Origin of the sequence: Helicobacter himalayensis, from assembly GCF_001602095.1 — a bacterium.
Taxonomy (GTDB): Bacteria; Campylobacterota; Campylobacteria; order Campylobacterales; family Helicobacteraceae; genus Helicobacter_F; species Helicobacter_F himalayensis.
Genome location: NZ_CP014991.1, coordinates 1622133 through 1640145 on the forward strand (window position 1 = coordinate 1622133; position 18013 = coordinate 1640145).

General features: G+C 40.6%; 17 protein-coding genes, 1 tRNA gene and 1 pseudogene. 14 read left to right on the forward strand and 5 right to left on the reverse strand.

Going from position 1 to position 18013, the window contains the following annotated elements; all coding sequences use genetic code 11:
- Window positions 1-54: 54 nt before the first annotated feature.
- Together A3217_RS07745 and A3217_RS07750 are read left to right on the forward strand one after the other, a co-directional pair.
- Window positions 55-282 (forward strand): hypothetical protein, encoded by a 228-nt coding sequence (locus tag A3217_RS07745; RefSeq protein WP_066389337.1) that lies wholly within the window; start codon window positions 55-57, stop codon window positions 280-282.
- Complete coding sequence (locus A3217_RS07750; RefSeq protein ID WP_066389338.1) at window positions 279-578, forward strand: hypothetical protein; 300 nt, start codon at window positions 279-281, stop codon at window positions 576-578. Before A3217_RS07745 ends, A3217_RS07750 begins: the two co-directional genes overlap by 4 nt.
- Before the next feature lies 1 nt (window position 579).
- On the opposite strand, the gene glmU is transcribed toward A3217_RS07750, so the two are convergent.
- On the reverse strand, window positions 580-1905 hold the full coding sequence (gene glmU, locus A3217_RS07755) for a bifunctional UDP-N-acetylglucosamine diphosphorylase/glucosamine-1-phosphate N-acetyltransferase GlmU (protein WP_066389339.1): 1326 nt from the start codon (window positions 1903-1905) through the stop codon (window positions 580-582).
- 239 nt (window positions 1906-2144) lie between these two features.
- Between glmU and fliP the strand changes: the two genes are divergently transcribed.
- Window positions 2145-3032 carry a flagellar type III secretion system pore protein FliP gene (gene fliP / locus A3217_RS07760; RefSeq protein WP_417935361.1) on the forward strand — a complete coding sequence of 296 codons (888 nt, stop codon included), beginning with the start codon at window positions 2145-2147 and terminating at the stop codon, window positions 3030-3032.
- A gap of 2 nt (window positions 3033-3034) precedes the next feature.
- Complete coding sequence (locus tag A3217_RS07765; protein ID WP_066389341.1) at window positions 3035-4279, forward strand: tRNA (uridine(54)-C5)-methyltransferase TrmA; 1245 nt, start codon at window positions 3035-3037, stop codon at window positions 4277-4279.
- 4 nt (window positions 4280-4283) lie between these two features.
- On the opposite strand, the gene A3217_RS07770 is transcribed toward A3217_RS07765, so the two are convergent.
- Together A3217_RS07770 and A3217_RS09110 are read right to left on the reverse strand one after the other, a co-directional pair.
- On the reverse strand, window positions 4284-4664 hold the full coding sequence (locus tag A3217_RS07770) for a winged helix-turn-helix domain-containing protein (protein WP_066389342.1): 381 nt from the start codon (window positions 4662-4664) through the stop codon (window positions 4284-4286).
- 95 nt (window positions 4665-4759) lie between these two features.
- Window positions 4760-4835 (reverse strand) — tRNA-Glu (locus A3217_RS09110).
- Window positions 4836-5020: 185 nt separating this feature from the next.
- Here A3217_RS09110 and A3217_RS07775 point away from each other — a divergent pair.
- The 10 genes and pseudogenes from A3217_RS07775 (at window position 5021) to A3217_RS07815 (ending at window position 15401) form a co-directional block, all read left to right on the forward strand.
- Complete coding sequence (locus A3217_RS07775) at window positions 5021-6340, forward strand: MFS transporter (RefSeq protein WP_066389343.1); 1320 nt, start codon at window positions 5021-5023, stop codon at window positions 6338-6340.
- 25 nt (window positions 6341-6365) lie between these two features.
- Window positions 6366-6536 carry a hypothetical protein gene (locus A3217_RS09115; protein WP_156471898.1) on the forward strand — a complete coding sequence of 57 codons (171 nt, stop codon included), beginning with the start codon at window positions 6366-6368 and terminating at the stop codon, window positions 6534-6536.
- Window positions 6537-6640: 104 nt separating this feature from the next.
- Entirely contained in the window at window positions 6641-7558 is a 918-nt protein-coding gene (locus tag A3217_RS07780) for a DMT family transporter (RefSeq protein WP_231860229.1), read from the forward strand.
- Window positions 7559-7570: 12 nt separating this feature from the next.
- Window positions 7571-9208, forward strand: a complete 1638-nt coding sequence (locus A3217_RS07785; RefSeq protein ID WP_066389344.1) for a methyl-accepting chemotaxis protein — start codon at window positions 7571-7573, stop codon at window positions 9206-9208.
- A 10-nt stretch (window positions 9209-9218) separates the two neighbouring features.
- Window positions 9219-9605 (forward strand): hypothetical protein, encoded by a 387-nt coding sequence (locus A3217_RS09490; RefSeq protein ID WP_066389346.1) that lies wholly within the window; start codon window positions 9219-9221, stop codon window positions 9603-9605.
- A 101-nt stretch (window positions 9606-9706) separates the two neighbouring features.
- The gene (locus A3217_RS09495) at window positions 9707-10045 is read left to right on the forward strand and encodes a hypothetical protein (RefSeq protein ID WP_231860230.1); all 339 of its coding nucleotides are present in this window, start codon (window positions 9707-9709) and stop codon (window positions 10043-10045) included.
- A gap of 70 nt (window positions 10046-10115) precedes the next feature.
- Window positions 10116-10856 carry a hypothetical protein gene (locus A3217_RS07800; protein ID WP_066389348.1) on the forward strand — a complete coding sequence of 247 codons (741 nt, stop codon included), beginning with the start codon at window positions 10116-10118 and terminating at the stop codon, window positions 10854-10856.
- A complete protein-coding gene (fliK, locus tag A3217_RS07805) occupies window positions 10825-12339 on the forward strand; it encodes a flagellar hook-length control protein FliK (protein ID WP_066389350.1) in 1515 nt (504 codons plus the stop codon). Before A3217_RS07800 ends, fliK begins: the two co-directional genes overlap by 32 nt.
- A 33-nt stretch (window positions 12340-12372) precedes the next feature.
- Window positions 12373-13182 (forward strand): annotated as a pseudogene (gene flgD, locus A3217_RS07810) (flagellar hook assembly protein FlgD); the annotation flags it as partial.
- A gap of 8 nt (window positions 13183-13190) precedes the next feature.
- Window positions 13191-15401: a flagellar hook-basal body complex protein gene (locus A3217_RS07815; RefSeq protein ID WP_066389353.1), complete on the forward strand. Its 2211-nt coding sequence runs from the start codon at window positions 13191-13193 to the stop codon at window positions 15399-15401.
- On the opposite strand, the gene A3217_RS07820 is transcribed toward A3217_RS07815, so the two are convergent.
- Together A3217_RS07820 and A3217_RS07825 are read right to left on the reverse strand one after the other, a co-directional pair.
- The gene (locus A3217_RS07820; protein WP_066389358.1) at window positions 15390-15992 is read right to left on the reverse strand and encodes an anthranilate synthase component II; all 603 of its coding nucleotides are present in this window, start codon (window positions 15990-15992) and stop codon (window positions 15390-15392) included. The two genes, A3217_RS07815 and A3217_RS07820, sit on opposite strands and share 12 nt — an antisense overlap.
- Before the next feature lie 6 nt (window positions 15993-15998).
- Entirely contained in the window at window positions 15999-18008 is a 2010-nt protein-coding gene (locus A3217_RS07825; RefSeq protein ID WP_066389359.1) for a bifunctional chorismate-binding protein/class IV aminotransferase, read from the reverse strand.
- Window positions 18009-18013: the final 5 nt, after the last annotated feature.

Consider the following 18013-nt stretch of genomic DNA (forward strand, 5'->3'; position numbering starts at 1 on the left):
ATTTCTTTGTGTTATAATTGCAATTTTACTCTACTTAACTTTAAGGATTGCACGATGGATTCACAAATTATGGAAAAACTCACCCAAAAAATCGAGGAAATGCTGACAAAAATCGCTTCACAAAAAGAGGAAATAGAATCTTTGCGCCACGAGATTGTCAAGCTTAAATCTGAAAATGAGGCAAAAGATTTACAAATTTCAAATCTCTATGAAAACATAGGCTCACAGAAAAAAGGTATAGAGGAGCTTTTCAGTAAGATTGATGAAAGCCTTAGAGTATGAGTGAGCATATTGAAATAAATATCGAGGATAGGCGCTTTAGTATCTCTTTAGCACCTTTGAGTGCGCGCGCACAAAGTGAAATCTGCGCGTTTTTTAACCCTGATAATGAGCAAAAGCGCGTAAAAATTGTCGAGCTTTTGCAAGCCTATATCACAAAATCCGAAGAACACGCAAGACTACATCAAAGCCTTGAACATCTTTACAGCGAGATTGAGCAAACGCAAAAAGCATCAAAAGCTGAAGCTTCAAACATTGATAGCCCGCAAATTGATATTTTAAATAGCGAAAATCTCTAGATTACTTTTCTTTCTTTTCAAAAAATTTCCAAAAAAAGCCTTCTTTGTTGCTTTGCTTTTGACGCGAGATGGCTAATGCACCATTTGGCACATCATTTGTGATTGTGCTACCTGCGGCGATGAGCGTGTTTGATTCTATATTTACGGGTGCGATAAGTTGAGAATCACTTCCCACAAAGACATTTTCGCCGATGAAGGTTTTGTGTTTTTCCTTGCCATCATAATTGCAGGTGATAACGCCAGCACCGATATTGCTACCATTTTTAATCTCGCAATCGCCCAGATAGCTTAAATGCCCGACTTTGACACCTTGAAGATCCCCGGCTTTCACCTCGACAAAATTTCCGATATGTGTGTTTAAAATCTCACTATTTGGGCGGATATGTGCCATAGGTCCGATGTCAGAATCTACGATTTTGCTAGATTCTATCACGCTATGGGCTTTGATATGCGTGTTTTGCAGAAAGCATTTTCCGCTAATTCTCACACCATTTTCAAGCCTGCACTCCCCGCTAAATTCCACATCATATTCTAAATAAATCGTATGTGGCAAATCCATAATCACACCATTTTCCATAGCCCTCACTCTTAGGCGCTCCAAAAGCACCTCTTGGGCTTGGGCTAAATGCACTTTAGAATTCACCCCCATATATTCGCGCTCATTCACGCTAACAGCAGCTATTTGCACTCCCTCAGCACGAGCAAGCGCGATTATATCAGTAAGATAATATTCTTTTTGCGCGTTATTGTTGTTAAGGCGCACAAGATAGGTTTCCAAAATCTCTCTATCAAAGACATACACGCCCGCATTCACGCTTTTAAGCGCGAGTTCCTCTTGTGTCGCGTCTTTTTGCTCGACAATTTTTTGCACACGCAAATTGTTTGGTTCGCTAGATTCTAACACCACGCGCCCATAACCACTAGGATTTTCCAAAAACAGCACGCTTAGCACGATAGATTCTCTACGCGCACAAAGCTCGCACAGGCTAGATTCTTGCACCAAAGGCATATCGCCATTTAACACCAAAATGCGCTTATGTTTTGTCTCAATGCCACGTAGTGCGCCACCTGTGCCGGGGAAATTTTGATGATCTTGTAGATGAAAAAAGATTTTTTCCCCAATAAGCGCGCCAAAATCCTTTTGTATCTGCTCTTTGACAAGCTCTGCTTTGTGAAAAAGCACGATATGAATATCCTCACTAAGCCTAAGCGCACAATCAACACTAAGGCTTAGCATACTCCTGCCGCAAATGGTATGCAACACCTTTGGCGTGTCTGATTTCATACGCGTGCCAGCCCCAGCGGCTAAGATAATGACGGATAACATTAAAAATTCCTTTTGCTAAATTTATTAAATTTTAACACACTAAAATTTATAATTGCGCGCTTACAATGGAAAAATAAAGGTGGCGCGGGATTTAAACGCATAATTGCTAGTTTCTTAAATACCAAGAAGCCTTGAGAGAATGCAAAATCTAAGCAATCAACCCGAGTATGCGCACGAAGTTGAAAGTGGAACTTGTGGGCTTTGCGCGCACAACTGATACAATTCGTAAGGAATTTATTTTGCAAAAAATCTTAACATTGCTTTTTTTCTGTGTTGCAATACTTTTTGCGCAGGGCGAGGAATTTCCCTATATGATAGAAGTGGAGAATCCAAACACGCCACCGCCCCCACTTATTGAAACGCTCAATCCACAACCGCAATCTCAAGCCACGCCAAACACGCAAACGCAAGAAATCACTAGCACACCGCTTGTTGATATTCCATCTCCTCCACCGATTCCAAAAATCGATCTCTCTCTAAGCGCGCCAAGCAACCCAAGCGAGCTTGTTACCACACTCAATATCATCATCATCATCACACTGCTTGTGCTTGCACCATCACTAATTTTGGTGATGACGAGCTTTACGCGCATTCTTATTGTTTTTGCCTTTTTACGCACCGCACTTGGCACGCAGCAGTCCCCGCCCACGCAGATTCTCGTGTCATTATCACTTGTGCTGACATTTTTTATTATGGAGCCGGTGGTAACGAAGGCATATGAGGATGGCATTAAGCCTTATGTTGCCGAGCAGATTTCTTATGATGAAGCGTTTGTGCGCGCGGCGAAGCCTTTTAAGGAGTTTATGATTTATAACACACGTGAGAAAGACATTGCACTTTTTTTACGCATCCGTAATATGGATAATCCCCAGACAATCGATGATGTGCCTCTAAGCATCGCGATTCCGGCGTTTATGATTAGCGAGCTTAAGACGGCGTTTTGGATAGGATTTTTGCTGTATCTACCATTCCTTGTGATTGATATGGTGGTAAGCTCGGTGCTAATGGCTATGGGTATGATGATGCTACCGCCGGTGATGATTTCACTTCCTTTCAAAATCCTTGTGTTCGTGCTTGTCGATGGATTCAATCTCTTAGTGGGTAATCTTGTAGCGGGGTTTAAATAGCTTTGCATTGCCCTGTTTTTGGAATCTGTGGAGGTTGCGCGGAATTTGCAGAATATAGTTTTGCAAAAAAAGTATCGCAAGTGTTGGAAGGCTTTAGCCCACTTATGGTAGAAAATCTCGCAAAAAAATTCCCCAACTTTCAACATATCCCAGCTTTTGAATCTAAAATTTCCAATCAAGGAATGGCTCATTTCCGCGCGCGAGCGGACTTCAGATTTTACACCTCAAAAGAAACTTCAAACCAAAGTCTTTTTTTTGCCACAAACAGCCTCGGGCAAAATAATCGCATCGCCATACAATCCTGCCCCATAGTCCTAGAACCCATAGAATGTTGTATGGACGCGCTACTAAGCTATCTAAACGCGCTTGAACCCTCACATATTTTGCGCCACAAACTCTATGGCGTGAGCTTTTTGGCAAGTCAGAGTGAGTGTATTTTTAGCCTCATTTATCACAAGAACCTAGATTCTGCGTGGGAATCTAGCGCGCGGGAATTGATGGCGCACATAAATTGCACACATAAGAATTTCACAAGCTTTGTATTAGGGCAAAGCAAGGGGCAAAAGGTAATTTTAGAACGCGATTATTTGCTTGATAATTTTAGTTTGTATTTGGACGCAAGCACGCGCAGTGAGTTAGAATCAAATTTTGAGCTTAAAAAAATGAGTTCCTTTAAAAAATACGCACTTTTCTCCCAGCCAAACCCTTACGCAAATGCCAATATGAGCGCGTTTTTATTGCAAGAAATTCCGAAGATTCTGCCAAATCACAAGACTTGCGATTTATTAGAGCTGTATTGTGGTAGTGGAAATTTCACGCTTATTTTGGCTCAAGTATTTAGGCAAATTTTTGCAAGTGAGGTCGTTAAAGATTCTATCGCAATTCTGCGCCACACGCTAGAATTTCAACATATCACAAACATCACCATCGCGCGCCTGAATGCAAAAGAGACGCAAAGCGCGCTAAAATGTAAGCGGGAGTTTGAACGCTTAAAAGGTGTTGATTTAGATTCTTTTGACTTTGGCGCGGTGCTTGTAGATCCACCACGAAGCGGGATAAACGATAAGGAGATTTTAGAATTCCTAGCGCAATTTGAGTGCATTATTTACATTTCTTGCAATCCGCTCACGCTAGATTCTGATTTGCAAAGTTTGCTTCACACGCATAAAATTGCAAGTTTTGGATTTTTTGAGCAGTTCCCCTACACGCACCATATTGAATCTATCGCGATTCTTACACGCATATAAGAATTTATTTTGCAATCTTTTCACGCAGAGATTCTATCCTTGCGTTGAGTTCATCAAAGTCCTTACAATCTTTGAAAATTTCAAAAAACTCCTCTTTTAGCGCTTGGAGATTTTTAAAGGCTTCAATTGCTTTTTTGCCTTCACTTGTTAGCTGCGTGCCGCTATTTTTCCCGCCACCTGCATTTGAAAGCACCAACTCATTTGGGTGTGAGATTTTATTCATAATATCCACGCTATCCCACGCGGCTTTATAGCTCATTTTCATCTGTTTTGCAGCCTTTGAGATTGAGCCACTCTGCGCTATACGTTCCAATAGCTCCACTCTCCCAGCACCCAAATAACTCTTAGAATTCTCCCTAATCCAAATGCGCGAACATACAAACATCTTTCCCCTTTATGTAAAAAATTATATATTTTTTGGATTTTAGCAAAATTTTAGCCTGCGAGAATGCAAAATTTCTTTATTTTTAAGAAGTGATTTGGCGACCCCTGCAAGATTTGAACTTGCGTGCCCGCCTAGAAGGGGCGGTATCCTTGGCCACTAGATGAAGGGGTCAAAGGTGCAATTATAACAAAAAAATGAGCAATGCTGGCAAACAACTTTTAGCCTTTAAGGTTTTTAATCGCCCAACAACGCGAGAATCAAATCTCCACCAAAAATTCACAAGATTCTGTCATTTTGTTTGGTAATTTGAGAATCTGCAATATAATAGCGCCCTAAATTTACCTTCAGGGACAGCAATGTTTAAAGATATTTTTGGACTCACCTTAGTTTCATCTTTACGCTTTTTTGGGTTATTTATCGCGTTGCCTGCAATTTCACTTTATACTTCTAGCTTTGAGACGAGTGCCTTTTTGGCGGGTATTGCAGCTGGTGGCTATGCGATTACACAGATTATTTTTCAAACGCCCTTTGGAATCTGGAGCGATAAAGTCGATAGAAAAATCGTGCTTATTTTTGGGCTTGTGATTTTTATCATCGGCTCGTTTGTGTGCGCGTTTGCGGATTCTATTACGATACTAATTATTGGGCGATTTATCCAAGGTGCGGGCGCAATAGGTGGCGTGATAAGCGCGCAAATCGCGGATTTAGTCAGGGAGGAATCGCGCACAAAAGCTATGGCGATTATGGGTGCGGGGATTTTTATAAGCTTTATTTTGGCGATGATTTTAGGACCGATTGTTGCGGCATATTTGGGGCTTAATGCGATTTTTTTCCTCACAGCTGGATTAAATCTCATCGCGCTTTTGGTGCTAATTTTCAAGGTGGAATCTAGCCCTGTGATGCAGTATTCCTATCAAGATTCTCAAGTTGAAACTCTTTTGAAAAACAAAAACCTACAAATTATGAATCTAAGCTCGTTTTTGCAAAAATTTTTGATGATTCTAAGCTTTGTTGTCGTTGGTATGGCGCTAAAAAATCACTTCGCCCTGTATGAGTTTGACTTGTGGAAAATCTACGCGCCCGCGGCGATTTTGGGACTTTTGATGTTAGCACCCGCGACAATTTTAGCGCAGAAAAAAGGATATTTTAAACAAGTACTACTCTTTGGCATTGGTGCATTTGGGGCGGCATATTTGCTCATTGGCATTGCTGGAGCGATGGAAAGTCTTTGGCTCCTTGTGGTTGGCGTATTTTTGTTTTTCATCGGATTTTCAGTTCATGAACCTATTATGCAAACGCTCACAAGTCGCTACGCAAAAGCCGCGCAAAAAGGCTCGGCACTTGGGCTTTTCACCACGCTTGGCTTTGTAGGCTCGGCACTTGGGGCAGTGTGTGGAGGATTATTTTATGAACTTTTTGATATTAGTTTGCTTGCGTGTGGGGTGATTATTGTGTGCGTGCTGTGGGCGATTGTTATGGCTTTGGGGTTGCAAAATCCAACGCATGAAAAAAATCTCTACCTTCCGCTAGATTCTTTTAACTTAGGGCATTTTACGCGCTTGAATGTGCGCTTTGGGATTATTGAATGGTATGTCAATAGCACACAGGGCGTGATTGTAGTGAAGTATGAAGAGAGCAAAATCTCAAAAGAAGAGATTTTAGAATCTGTAACATAGAATCTACATTCTAAAAGCTAAGACATTGAGATATTTCGCTTACGCTCAATATGACAAAATACATTGTCATATTGAGCCTTTAGGCGAAGAATCTAGGATTCTCCAAACCGCGTTGCAGAATCTACAAACCCAATCAGCCAAAACGCGCGAAGCGGAGCCGAAGCGGGATTCACTCCCGCGCAGGCGATACAATTAAAGGAATAGAATCCAAATATCCACGCAAAAAGCGTTGATAAAGTGAATAATTAACCTAAAATTTCAAAAGATTAGAATCTGCAAATTTAACATCTAAGGCAAGCTGTGCGACAATATTCTTCCATAAGCATTGGCATTTTTTGTATGCTGGCATCTTCATTTTTCTTCGCGCTTATGAATGCGTGCGTGAAAATTCTCTCTGCTAACCTTAGTGCGGTGGAAATTATCTTTTTTCGCTCATTTGTAATGGTGCTTTTGCTTTTGGCTTTTTTTGCCTACAAACCACCAAAAAAGACGCACAAAAAAGGTGGTTGGGGGATTTTAGCATTGCGTTCGCTTTTTGGCGGGCTAAGTATGCTTGCATTTTTTTATAATATCGCGCACATTCCACTTGGCGTGGCAAGCACTTTTATGCAGACAAGCCCGCTTTTTATTGTGGTTATTTCCATGCTCTTTTTAAAAGAAAATATCAAAATTGGCGTGCTTTTTATGAGTGTGATTGGCTTTGGCGGGATTGTGCTTATTTGCGACCCGCATTTTCATTCTATTCCTTTGTTAAATATTTTGCTAGGGCTTTTTAGTGGGCTTGGCACAGCGCTTGCTTTTATTAGCTTAAGGGGCTTGAGAGGGTATTTTGATGGAAATATCATCGTGCTTTCTTTTGGTGTGGTGATGAGCGTGGTGAGCCTTATTTTGGTATTTTTGCAACCCTTTATATTTCCGCAATCTCAAGCGTTGTGGATGATGCCAAATATAAAAGAATGGCTGTGGATTCTCATTATGGGTCTTGTTGGGACTTTTGGGCAGTATTTTTTGACGCAAGCCTATATTCTTGCACCAGCTGGGATTGTCGCGCCAATCGATTACACACGCGTAGTGTTTAGCTTGATTTTAGGGGTTTTGCTTGGCGATTTGTTACCAAATATCACCACATTTTTTGGTATTATCCTAATCATCTTTTCAGGCATTGCTATTAGTTTGCCTGTCTTGCTTAAAGATTTAAAAACACTCAAAACAACATAAAGGAGTTTTTGTATGAAAAGTTTATCAGTGCGTATGCAACTCATTTGTGGATTTAGCATACTTGGTATATTGATGCTTATTATTGCCATTATGAGTTATATCAAAGTCAGCGATATCTCTCATATACTCGAAGAAATTAATCAGGTCAATTCCGTCAAGCAACGTTACGCAATCAACTTCCGTGGAAGCGTGCATGACAGAAGTATTGGCGTGAGGGATTTACTCTTAGAAAATAACACAAACGCAATGCAGAAAACGCTTAGCCTTATCCAAAAACTAGAAAACGACTATACACAAAGCGCACAAAAAATGGATGAGATTTTCAAGCAAGAAAATATGGTGGATTCTAAAGACAAAGAGATTCTTGCACGCATTAAACAAACAGAATCTCAAACAATGCCACTTATTAAAAATCTCATTGAGTTTTCTTTCAAAGGCGATATTGCAAGCGCAAATAAATTGCTAGATTCTCAAGTGCGTGCGCTTTTTGTGCAATGGCTTGGGGTGATAAATGAGTTTATCGACTATCAAGAAGAAAAGAATCTTGAAGCAAATAAGCTCGCACAAAGTGAGGTTTCTACTTATTTGGTGGTGATGTTTTGGTTGGTGCTTTTGGCGATTATCCTTGCTATTAGCGTGTCATTTTTCATCATTAGGAATCTTATGTCGCTCCTTGGAGGTGAGCCTATAATCGCAGCAACGATTATGCGAGGTATCGCACAGGGGAATTTGCGCCAAACTATCCCCTCAAGAGCCACAAACAGCCTCCTTGATGCAGCTGATAAAATGCAAAGCCAGCTTAAAACGCTTATGCACGAGCTTATCAACAACGCAAAAGAGCTCAATTTGCGTGCCGAGCAAGTGGCGCATTCTTCAGAATCTGCAAGCAAGGTTTCAAATGAGCAGGTGGAGTTTGCGCATAAATTTATCCAAATGATAGAAAATCTCTCCAACACCACAAACAATGTCGCAGATATTGCTACGCAAACTGAAGAAAACTCCTCGCACACGACAGACCTAGCCCAAAAAGGACGAGAATCTGTGCAGGCTACGGCACTTGAAATTGAAAAAATCACAGAAGCTGTAAGCGAGACAGGTGAGCATATCAAATCGCTTGATAAGCACGCGCAAGATATTAGCTCATCAACCCAGCTCATCAAAGATATTGCCGACCAAACAAATCTGCTCGCACTTAATGCCGCGATTGAAGCAGCGCGCGCAGGCGAGCACGGCAGGGGCTTTGCAGTGGTGGCTGATGAAGTGAGGAAGCTAGCAGAAAAGACGCAAAAAGCCACTTCAGAAATCGCAGCGATGATTCAGATTATCCAAAGCGAAACGCAAACAGGCGTAGAATCAATGGAAGCTGCAATGCCGAAAGTGGAAAAGGGCTTACAACTTGCAAATGAAGCAACACAAATACTTGAAGAGATTTACACGCAGGCTACGGATTCTCTCTCAAAAGCACAGGATGTCGCGCAGGCAAGCCAAAGTCAAGTTACTACAATGAGTAGGATTAGCGCGGATATTGGCAATATGACACAAAACTCTAAAACCACAAGTGAGCTTATGGAGCAAAACGCACAAGCGAGCATAGCACTAGAGCAAATTTCTGCAACACTCAAAACACACTTAGAAAAGTTTAAGATTTAAAGGAGTTGGAATGTTTGAAAAATTCCCAAAAATACGCAATCCACTGCCTAAAGAATATCAAGAAATCTATGAGCAGTTTTATAAAAGTAATCGCAATGGAGAGACCACAGCAAGTGGATTAGCACAAAAAATGGAGCAGTGGCTACATAAAAAAATCGCAAAAGACACAAAAGGCACACAAGGGCATAAAACGTTAGAAATAGGCGCTGGCACGCTCAATCAGCTAAAATTTGAAAGTGATTTTTCACATTATGATGTCATCGAGCCGTTTTCATCTCTCTATGCAGATTCCCCCAATCTCTCAAAAGTGCATAGAATCTATAATGATATCACAGAAGTAGCTAGTGAATATGGTGTGCTAAAAGCGCAAATAGGGGGGGGGGCATACTTCATTTAAGCCAACCAAACCCAACACCAAAATTCTCATCAAATCCTACGCTTTATGACAGAATCATTTCATCAGCAGTTTTAGAACATATTTTAGATTTACCGCTAGTTGTGGCGTATTCTTGCTTGCTTTTGGCAGATGATGGCGTGTTTTCAGCTTCTATCCCATCGCAAGGGAGATTCCTTTGGACTCTCGGTTACAAGGCAACTACAGGATTTGAATTTCACCACAAATATGGGCTAAATTATGATACTATTATGAACTACGAGCATGTAAATACACAACAAGAAATTATTGAAGTGTGCCAATATTTCTTTGATGATATAAAAAAATCTCTCTTTGGCATAAGCAATGAATTATCGCTATACACGCACCTTTCGTGTAGAAAACCAAATACGCAAAAGGCAAGAAATTATATAGCCTCACAAAATGCAAGTAAGATAGAATAAAATGTAATCTATCGGGGAACATCTTTTGCTTTACCTCTCTTAAAAATAACCATTTTAATGGAGGCAAAAAATGATAGAAGATGTTTTGCGCTCTCAAACAAGCGCACAACAAGCGGCACAAAGCACAAAAAACAACGCGCCAAAAGAAGATTTTAAAAAGTTTTTAAAACAAGCGCAAGATGAAGCGCAAGCGCAAAAAAGCGAAGTCTCAAACGCTCAAAAAGACGTAAGTGCGCAAGAAATTTCAGAATCTCAAAAACCTAACCTAAATAATGCGCTGGAATCTAAAGCAAAGCCAACAACTGCGCTTACTCAAAGCAATACACAAGGCACAAAAACACTCAATCCCCTAGCTCAAGCCCTAAGTGGCACACCAGAATCTAAAACGCAAAAAGAGACACCAAATCAAAACAATGCGACACAAAACGCGCATATCAAACTAGCAAAACTCCCAGAGCCACAAAGCAAACTCGAGCAAAAAGCCCAACTAGATTCTAAAGATCCAAAAACACTTGAAGATGTGCTAAATCTCGCAAAAGAGCAAAATCTCAATCCGACAAAAATAAGCGCGGAAGTAGAGCTCTCACAAGACAAAATCGCACCAAAGCCTAAGCCACTTTCAGCCACACAAAAAATTGAATATGAGTTTGAAAGCAAGGAAGAGCGCGTGGCGGTTGTCAATCGTGGCGTGAAAAAGCCAAAAAATATCACAAGCAAGATTTCAAATATCTATGAGGAAGCCAAAAAAGACGAAGATGCGCCATCCTTAAGCGCGCTACTTGGACAAAAGGACTTACCCAGACAAAGCTAGCAAGAACACTAAAACACTCAATAAAAAAGAGCTAGCAACAAAGCAAAAGCCCATAGATACACAAGAAGTGGTGCAATCAGCGGATTTAGTGCAAAAGACGAAAAAGCAAGAAAAAAGCGCACAAAGGACGCAAAAAGATTCTGTGTTGCAAAAAGATTCCCAAATTTTAAAAGAATCTAGTGCGACAAAAGAGGCAAAAAATCCTACAACGCAAAAAAACGTTGAATTGCCACAGAGCAAAGAAACAAGCCTGGCACAAGATTCTAAAAAACCTTTGCAAGAGCCAAAAAGCGCGCAAGAAGTGGTACAATCAGCGGATTTAGTGCAAAAGACGAAAAAGCAAGAAAAAAGCACACAAAGGGCACAAAGAGATTCTGTGTTGCAAAAAGATTCCCAAATTTTAAAAGAATCTAGTGCGACAAAAGAATCTGCGCGGGATTCTAAAAACACCAAAACACAAAGCACACAAAATAAGAATCCAAAAAAAGCGCAGGAAAATACAAATGTCGCACAGGCACTATCTGCAAATGCTACACAGGTGCTGCCACAAAAAAGCACGCAAATTGACGCAAACAATGTGCAAGCCCCAAATGAAGAAACCGAGTATGTGCAAATAGATTCACAGATAAGCCAAAAAGAAGCGCTCCTTGCAAATATGCTAGAATCTAGCCAAAACAAAGCTCCACTCGCAAACAAAGAGCTTACTAAGCCAAAAGAGCAAACGCCAAAGCCACATAAAACACAAAATGATGAGAGCAAAGAATCTCACAAGATAAGTGAGGCAAAAACGCAAGATTCCAAACAAGGTGGCAACCCAAAGCAAGGAAACCAACAACAAAACGCGCAAAGTGTGCAAGGTGTGCAAAATAAATTTGAACAAGTGCAAGATTCTCCTAATAAAGAGTTTTTAGAATCTCTCCTAGAGCTCCACACACCAGAGGAAAGCAAAAACGCAAAGCCAAGCGTAAGGGAAAAAGCAGCGATAAAAGAATCTAGCGAGCAAAAGACACAAAACGCGCAAAATATCCAGCCAACAAGGACACACACAATCACGCCTTTTGCCTATCGCACCGCGCTTGCTAGGGAATCTGTGCGGAATTTTGCTTCAAATATTCATCAAGAAATACAAAACTACAAACCGCCACTTACCAAAATCACCCTAGAGCTTCATCCGCAAAATCTCGGCACACTTGAAGTGAGTATTTCTAAAAAAGGCAAAGATTTGCATGTGCAAGTGCATTCAAACCAGCAAGCAATCGCACTTTTTATGCAAAACCAAACGGAATTGCGCACAAATCTTGCGCAAATTGGCTTTGAAAATGTGGATTTGAGTTTTTCTCAAAATGGTGGGGAAAATGCTAAGCAAGGGCAAAATCAACATCAAGACTCAAATCTTGCACGGAATGAAAATAGCTTAGAAAGTGATGATACAAGCGCAAATATGCCAAATACGATGTATTTACGTATCCCACAATATGCGTAAATTTTGATATTTTAATAACAAAGGGGCGAGAAAATGGCGATTGATTTAGCTGAAGTGACAGGCGCGAGCGCTAAGATTGAAAGACAAAAACAGAATCCAAAAAACATCAACGAGCTTGATAATGATGCATTTATGCGCCTGTTTTTAGAGCAGCTCAAAAATCAAGATCCAACCGCACCAATGGAAACAGATAAAATCATCACCCAAACCGCCCAACTCACGCAAGTAGAAATGCAAGAGCAAAATAAAAAAACAATGATAGAAGTCGCTGAAGCGATGAAATCCACCCAAGAAACCAACAAGGAATTAAAAGAATTTCAAGCCAAAATGAAAGAATCTTTAGAATCTCTTAATGAAGGTATGAAAACCACAGCAAGCTCAAATACCGCGATGGCAAACCTAAATGCGCTTAATTCTGTCTCAATGATAGGTAAAATCGCAGAAACTGATGTTTTTGGCATTAACCTAAGTGCTGGAGAATCTGTGAAATTTCAAATATATTTTGATGAGGCAATTGACGCAAGCAAGGGAGATTCTAAGGTTTCAATTTTTAACCAACAAAATGAGCTTGTCAAAACCATTTCGCTCAAAAACTTTGAAGGCAAAAAGGGCTATGTCGAGTTTGAATGGAATGGCATCGGTGAAAATGGCAAACAGCTAGAATCTGGAAGCTACAATGTGCGCGCAGAATACAATCTCGACCCAAAAACAAGTCAATACCACCTCGCACGCGTTGGCAGGGGCGAGGTGCAAAGCATTATCTTTGATAAAGGTGCGCCAATGCTAAGAATGGGCGATATGATTTTACCAATGCAAAGTGCCATAGAGTTTTATAACAAGGATTATGGGCTATGAATGGGACGATGATAAATTCTTACAGCGGGATTAAAACACATCAATTTGGGCTCGATTCTCTAGCTAATAATATTGCAAATGTCAATACCATAGGTTATAGGGAAAATCAACCACAATTTGAAAGTCTTTTTGCTAGCACGATGGATTCTCTGAATGCAAATTCCCCGATAAGCAATGATTTTAACTACGGCGCGACAAAAGCAAGCAACGCCATTTCTACCAAAAGCGGAAGCTACAAAGCAAGCGATGGCGAATTTAGCTTGGCGTATGAAGGCAAGGGTTGGTTTGTCGTGGGTGAAAATAAAGACGGCTCTTTTATCATCAATGATGATGGCTATGAATCACACCAAAAAACCTACTTCACGCGCGATGGTGCTTTTATGCGCGATGGGGAGGGATATATTGTCAATTCTCGTGGGTATTATATGTATGGCGTGGATTTAGGCAAGATTGAAAATAATACTTTCACCTCCACAAATAACAGCGATGAGGACTTTTCAAACCTCGCAACTGGGAATCTTAAGCCTTTGCAGATTCCTCAAGATTTGTATTATCGTCCTGTGGCAACAACTGAAGTGAATGCTAGTATTAATCTAAATAAAACGCAAAATAGCGTCAATGCCGCGCTTGTATATAGCGATAATGATGGGCGCTTTGATGAAGCGCGCTTTTTGGGCGCGGACATCAATGGTTTTGGCGCAAATGATTCTGTGCTCGATGCTACGACTTTTGATAAGATTAAGGTTAGCGTTACAAATAATGGGCGCAAGGAAGATTATGAATTTACCTACGGACGCGACTTCCGCACTTTTGAAGAGCTAGGAAATGTATTGCTAGAGCGCGCAGGGCTTGGGCTGGATTTTTCACGCTTGCCCGATGGGAGCATTAGTCAAAAAATCGCACTTAAGGTTTTCAACGCTTCTCTAAGCACGCGTGAAATCACCATAAGCGGAAATCTCGCAGAAAAACTCGGAATCTCTGGAAGCAATGAAAGCTTTAAAAGCGGAGTAGATTCTCCTTATAGCGAAAATAAGCAGTATGCAAATGGTGATATTATCAACACACGCGGGATAGTTTTGCGCTATCTTGGAGTAAGTGGCAATAGTAATCCACTTGAAGATAGAGCAAATTGGGAAGTGGTAGATTCTAGTGCGCTTGGCGAATGGAAAGAATATACAAGCTACAAAGTGGGCGAGCTGACAAACTTTGAAGGCAAAATCTATGAAAAAATAGAATCTAATGGCTCACAACGCCCAACTGAAGGTGGTTGGATGGAAATTGCAGAATCTGCGCGCGTATTACCTGAAGAATATGACGCTACGCAAAATTACGCACCAAAAGCAATTGTGAAATTTCAAGGGACGCTATATGAGCGACAAGTGGATGGAAACTCAAATCCGCGCGAAGATTTAGTAGGCTGGAAAGCGCTAAACAACGACAGCTTTGAAAGCGCGTATTTGGAAGTGCCAAATTATCAGAGTAATATTGAAATTTTTGATGAGAGTGGGGCAAAATTTTTGCTTCAAAGCCGCTATTATTTGATAAATTCCGCAAATACCACCACACAACCCCCACAAAATGAGCATTGGGAAGTGCGCACGCAGATTTTTGATAAAGATGGCGCTATCCCTGTGGGGCAGGAAATACGTCACGAGATAAGCTTTGATGCGAATAATAATGCCATAAGCGAGCCTATCGTGCTTGAATTTGACAATCGACAAGTGCGCTACAATCTCGCTGGCACTCCTGAAAAACATAGCTCAAATAGACTCTATCAAGATTCTCAAATCCTAGCTACAACCCAAGATGGACGCAGTGAAGGGCATTTGCAGGATTTACGCATTGATAAAGATGGTATCATTTTTCTCTCTTTCACTAATGGCGCGACTGAATCTTTTGGGCGCGTGGGGATTTCGGCATTTGTCAATGACCAAGGCTTGAAAAAAGTCGGGGGCAATATGTTTGAAATGAGCGAGATTAGTAATGATGGCAACACCTACATTAGCAGCGGACGCCCGCTACTTGGCTGGAATGGACAACATTTGCGCTTTGGCTCAGTGCTGCATAAATACCTTGAAACAAGTAATGTCGATGTTGGAAATGCGCTTACTGATTTGGTTGTGATGCAAAGGGGCTACTCGATGAACGCAAAAGCTTTCACCACAGGCGATGACTTACTCAAAGAAGCCATCAATCTAAAGCGTTAAAAAATTTTGCAAAAGCTCTTTTCCATAGGTTGAAAGAAGCGATTCTGGGTGGAATTGCACACCATAGACGCTATATTCCTTATGCTTTAAAATCATAGGAATATCTTTTGCGCATTCCTTGCTTGTATCAAAGGCTATTTTTGCAAAGCCTAGAATCTCACATTCTCCACATTTCTCGACAAAAAGCGAGTGATACAATCCAACTTTAAAAGGATTTGGAATCCCACGTGTAAGCGCATTTTCTCTAAATTCACAAAGCGCACTCTTTGCGTGCATTGGGGAGGGCATTTCTGAAACCTTACCACCAAAAACAGAGGCAATGCACTGCATACCCAAACACACACCCAAAATCTTTTTATGCGCGCTAAATTCTTTCAAAATTTCTAGGCAAATAAGAGAATCTTTTGGACTGCCAAAGCCGGGTGAAATCACAATATATTCAAAATCCGCGACAAAATCCCCAACATCTTTTGTAAGCTTTGGCGCGAAATCATTTTTCACCACCACAGGGCGCACTCCAAGCTCACAAAAGTAATAAAAAAGGTTGAAGCTAAAAGAGTCATAATTATCAATAAGCAGAAGTTTTTTCATTATTCCTTACCTCTTTTTGCCCCTACCTCTGGATTTTTTGAGATTTACCCGCACAATGCCACGCACGGAATTGCAAAGGAAAATGCTTTGAGTGCGTTTAAGATTCTTCTTTGATAAATACTCCTCGCTTAAAATCCCACAATCAAGCAAAAATGCGCGCATACAGCCCGGTAGCAAGCCACTTTCAAGTGAGGGCGTTACCAACTTTTTTCCTTGCAAAAGGATAATATTACTTCTTGCACCTTCCGTGAGCGCGCCAAATTCATTGCAGTAAAGCACATCAAAAAGCGCAGAATCTACATTTTTAAAATGCTCTTGTTTTTCAAAATGCGCTCTTTGCGTGGTTTTGTGATACAAAAAATCATTGTGGGAATCTTGGCGCGTGTGGGAGAGATAAGCAGTATTTTGCAAGGTGGAAGGCGTGAAATCCCGCACCTGCAAAGACAGCGCACCATTTTGCGTAAGTATGAGTTTTACGATAAACACAGGCGCTGGCATGTGGGTAAAATGCTTTTTAAGCATATTGTCCAAACTTTGTGGCATAAAATCCCACGCAAAAGGAATTTGCAGCGGTGAAAGATTTTTATTTTCCATAAGGCAGGATTTGAGAAATTTTACACGCATTGCCTGCGCGATATGATTGCTCACATAAGGCTTTGCAATGTGTTTTATTTCGCTTAAAAAAGCTCGTGTGGGATTTTGTGTGAAATTATCAAAATCACTAAAAAGCTTACGCGCGCTTTGCAATAATCTTTGCCAATGATACGCGCCTAAAAATACTCTAAAAGCGTTGTTTTCGTATTTAACAAGAAAGGTTTCAAAAAGAGCTATTTCATTGTTTGTATCATCTTGTAGAGTTTCTACATTTTTTGGCTGGTTAGATTCTGTATTTGTGGGTGTGGCGGAAAATAAAAAGCGTGATTTTACGCGCAATTCTTTAAACTCTTCCTCCATCACAGAATCCCACACAACCCCACTTCCAACGCCATAGCGATAAAATTCCTCATATTTGTAACGCACCAAAGTGCGGATTGGCACATTAAAACACGCCTTTTTCTTATGTACTAAGCCAATCGCACCGCAATACACGCCCCTTGTGCGGGATTCTAACATTTGAATTTTGTGCATTGTGGATTTTTTGGGCGCACCAGTAATCGAGCCACATGGAAAAAGCGCATTAAATATAGAAAAGATTTGGCTTAAATCCTGCGTGGAATCTACTTGCGCTTTGAGGATTGAAACCATTTGGTAGAGTGTTTTTAAAGGTCGGATTTTAAGAAGTTTCTTAACCCTTAAGCTTCCAACGCGCGCGATTTGGCTAATGTCATTGCGCAGTAAATCCACAATCATCATATTTTCAGAAATATTTTTACTATCCCTGTGTAAAAATTCCTTGTTCTTCTTATCTTGTGCTTTATCTTTTGCGCGCAAAATCGTGCCCTTCATTGGTTCTAGCGTGATTGAGCCATTTTTCAGCTTGAAAAAAAGTTCAGGAGAAAAAGAAAGAATCTGCGCATATTTGGTGTTAAAAAAAGCCTTATAACGCGTGTTTTGACGCTTTTTTAACGAGAAAAAAACATCAAGTGGCTTTGCACGGGTGAAAAGTCGCATCTCCTGCGTGTAATTAATTTGGTAAGTATTGCCCACCTTTAGTTCATTTTTAATGCGTGCAAAGTCGCTTTTGTAACGCGAGAAATCAAGATTTTGCAAAATTTCAAAAGCAAAGGGTTGGGAGATTTTTTCGTGCTTAGATTCTAGATAATCTAATTTTTTGCGTTTGGAAAAAATATAAAATTCTAGCAATGGCAATTGTTTAGAATCTGATGTATCTTGCGCGCTTGAAATGGAATCTAAGTCAAAACTTTCATACCACGCCTCATACGCCACATACCCAAGCGCGTAGTGCTTTTTAGCATAGCGCTCGATTTTGCAAAACGCCTCTTGCAACTCACTAAATTTATACGCGCGCACAATGGCTTTTTGCTCAAAATACACATGCTCGCCAAAAATCCACATAAAAT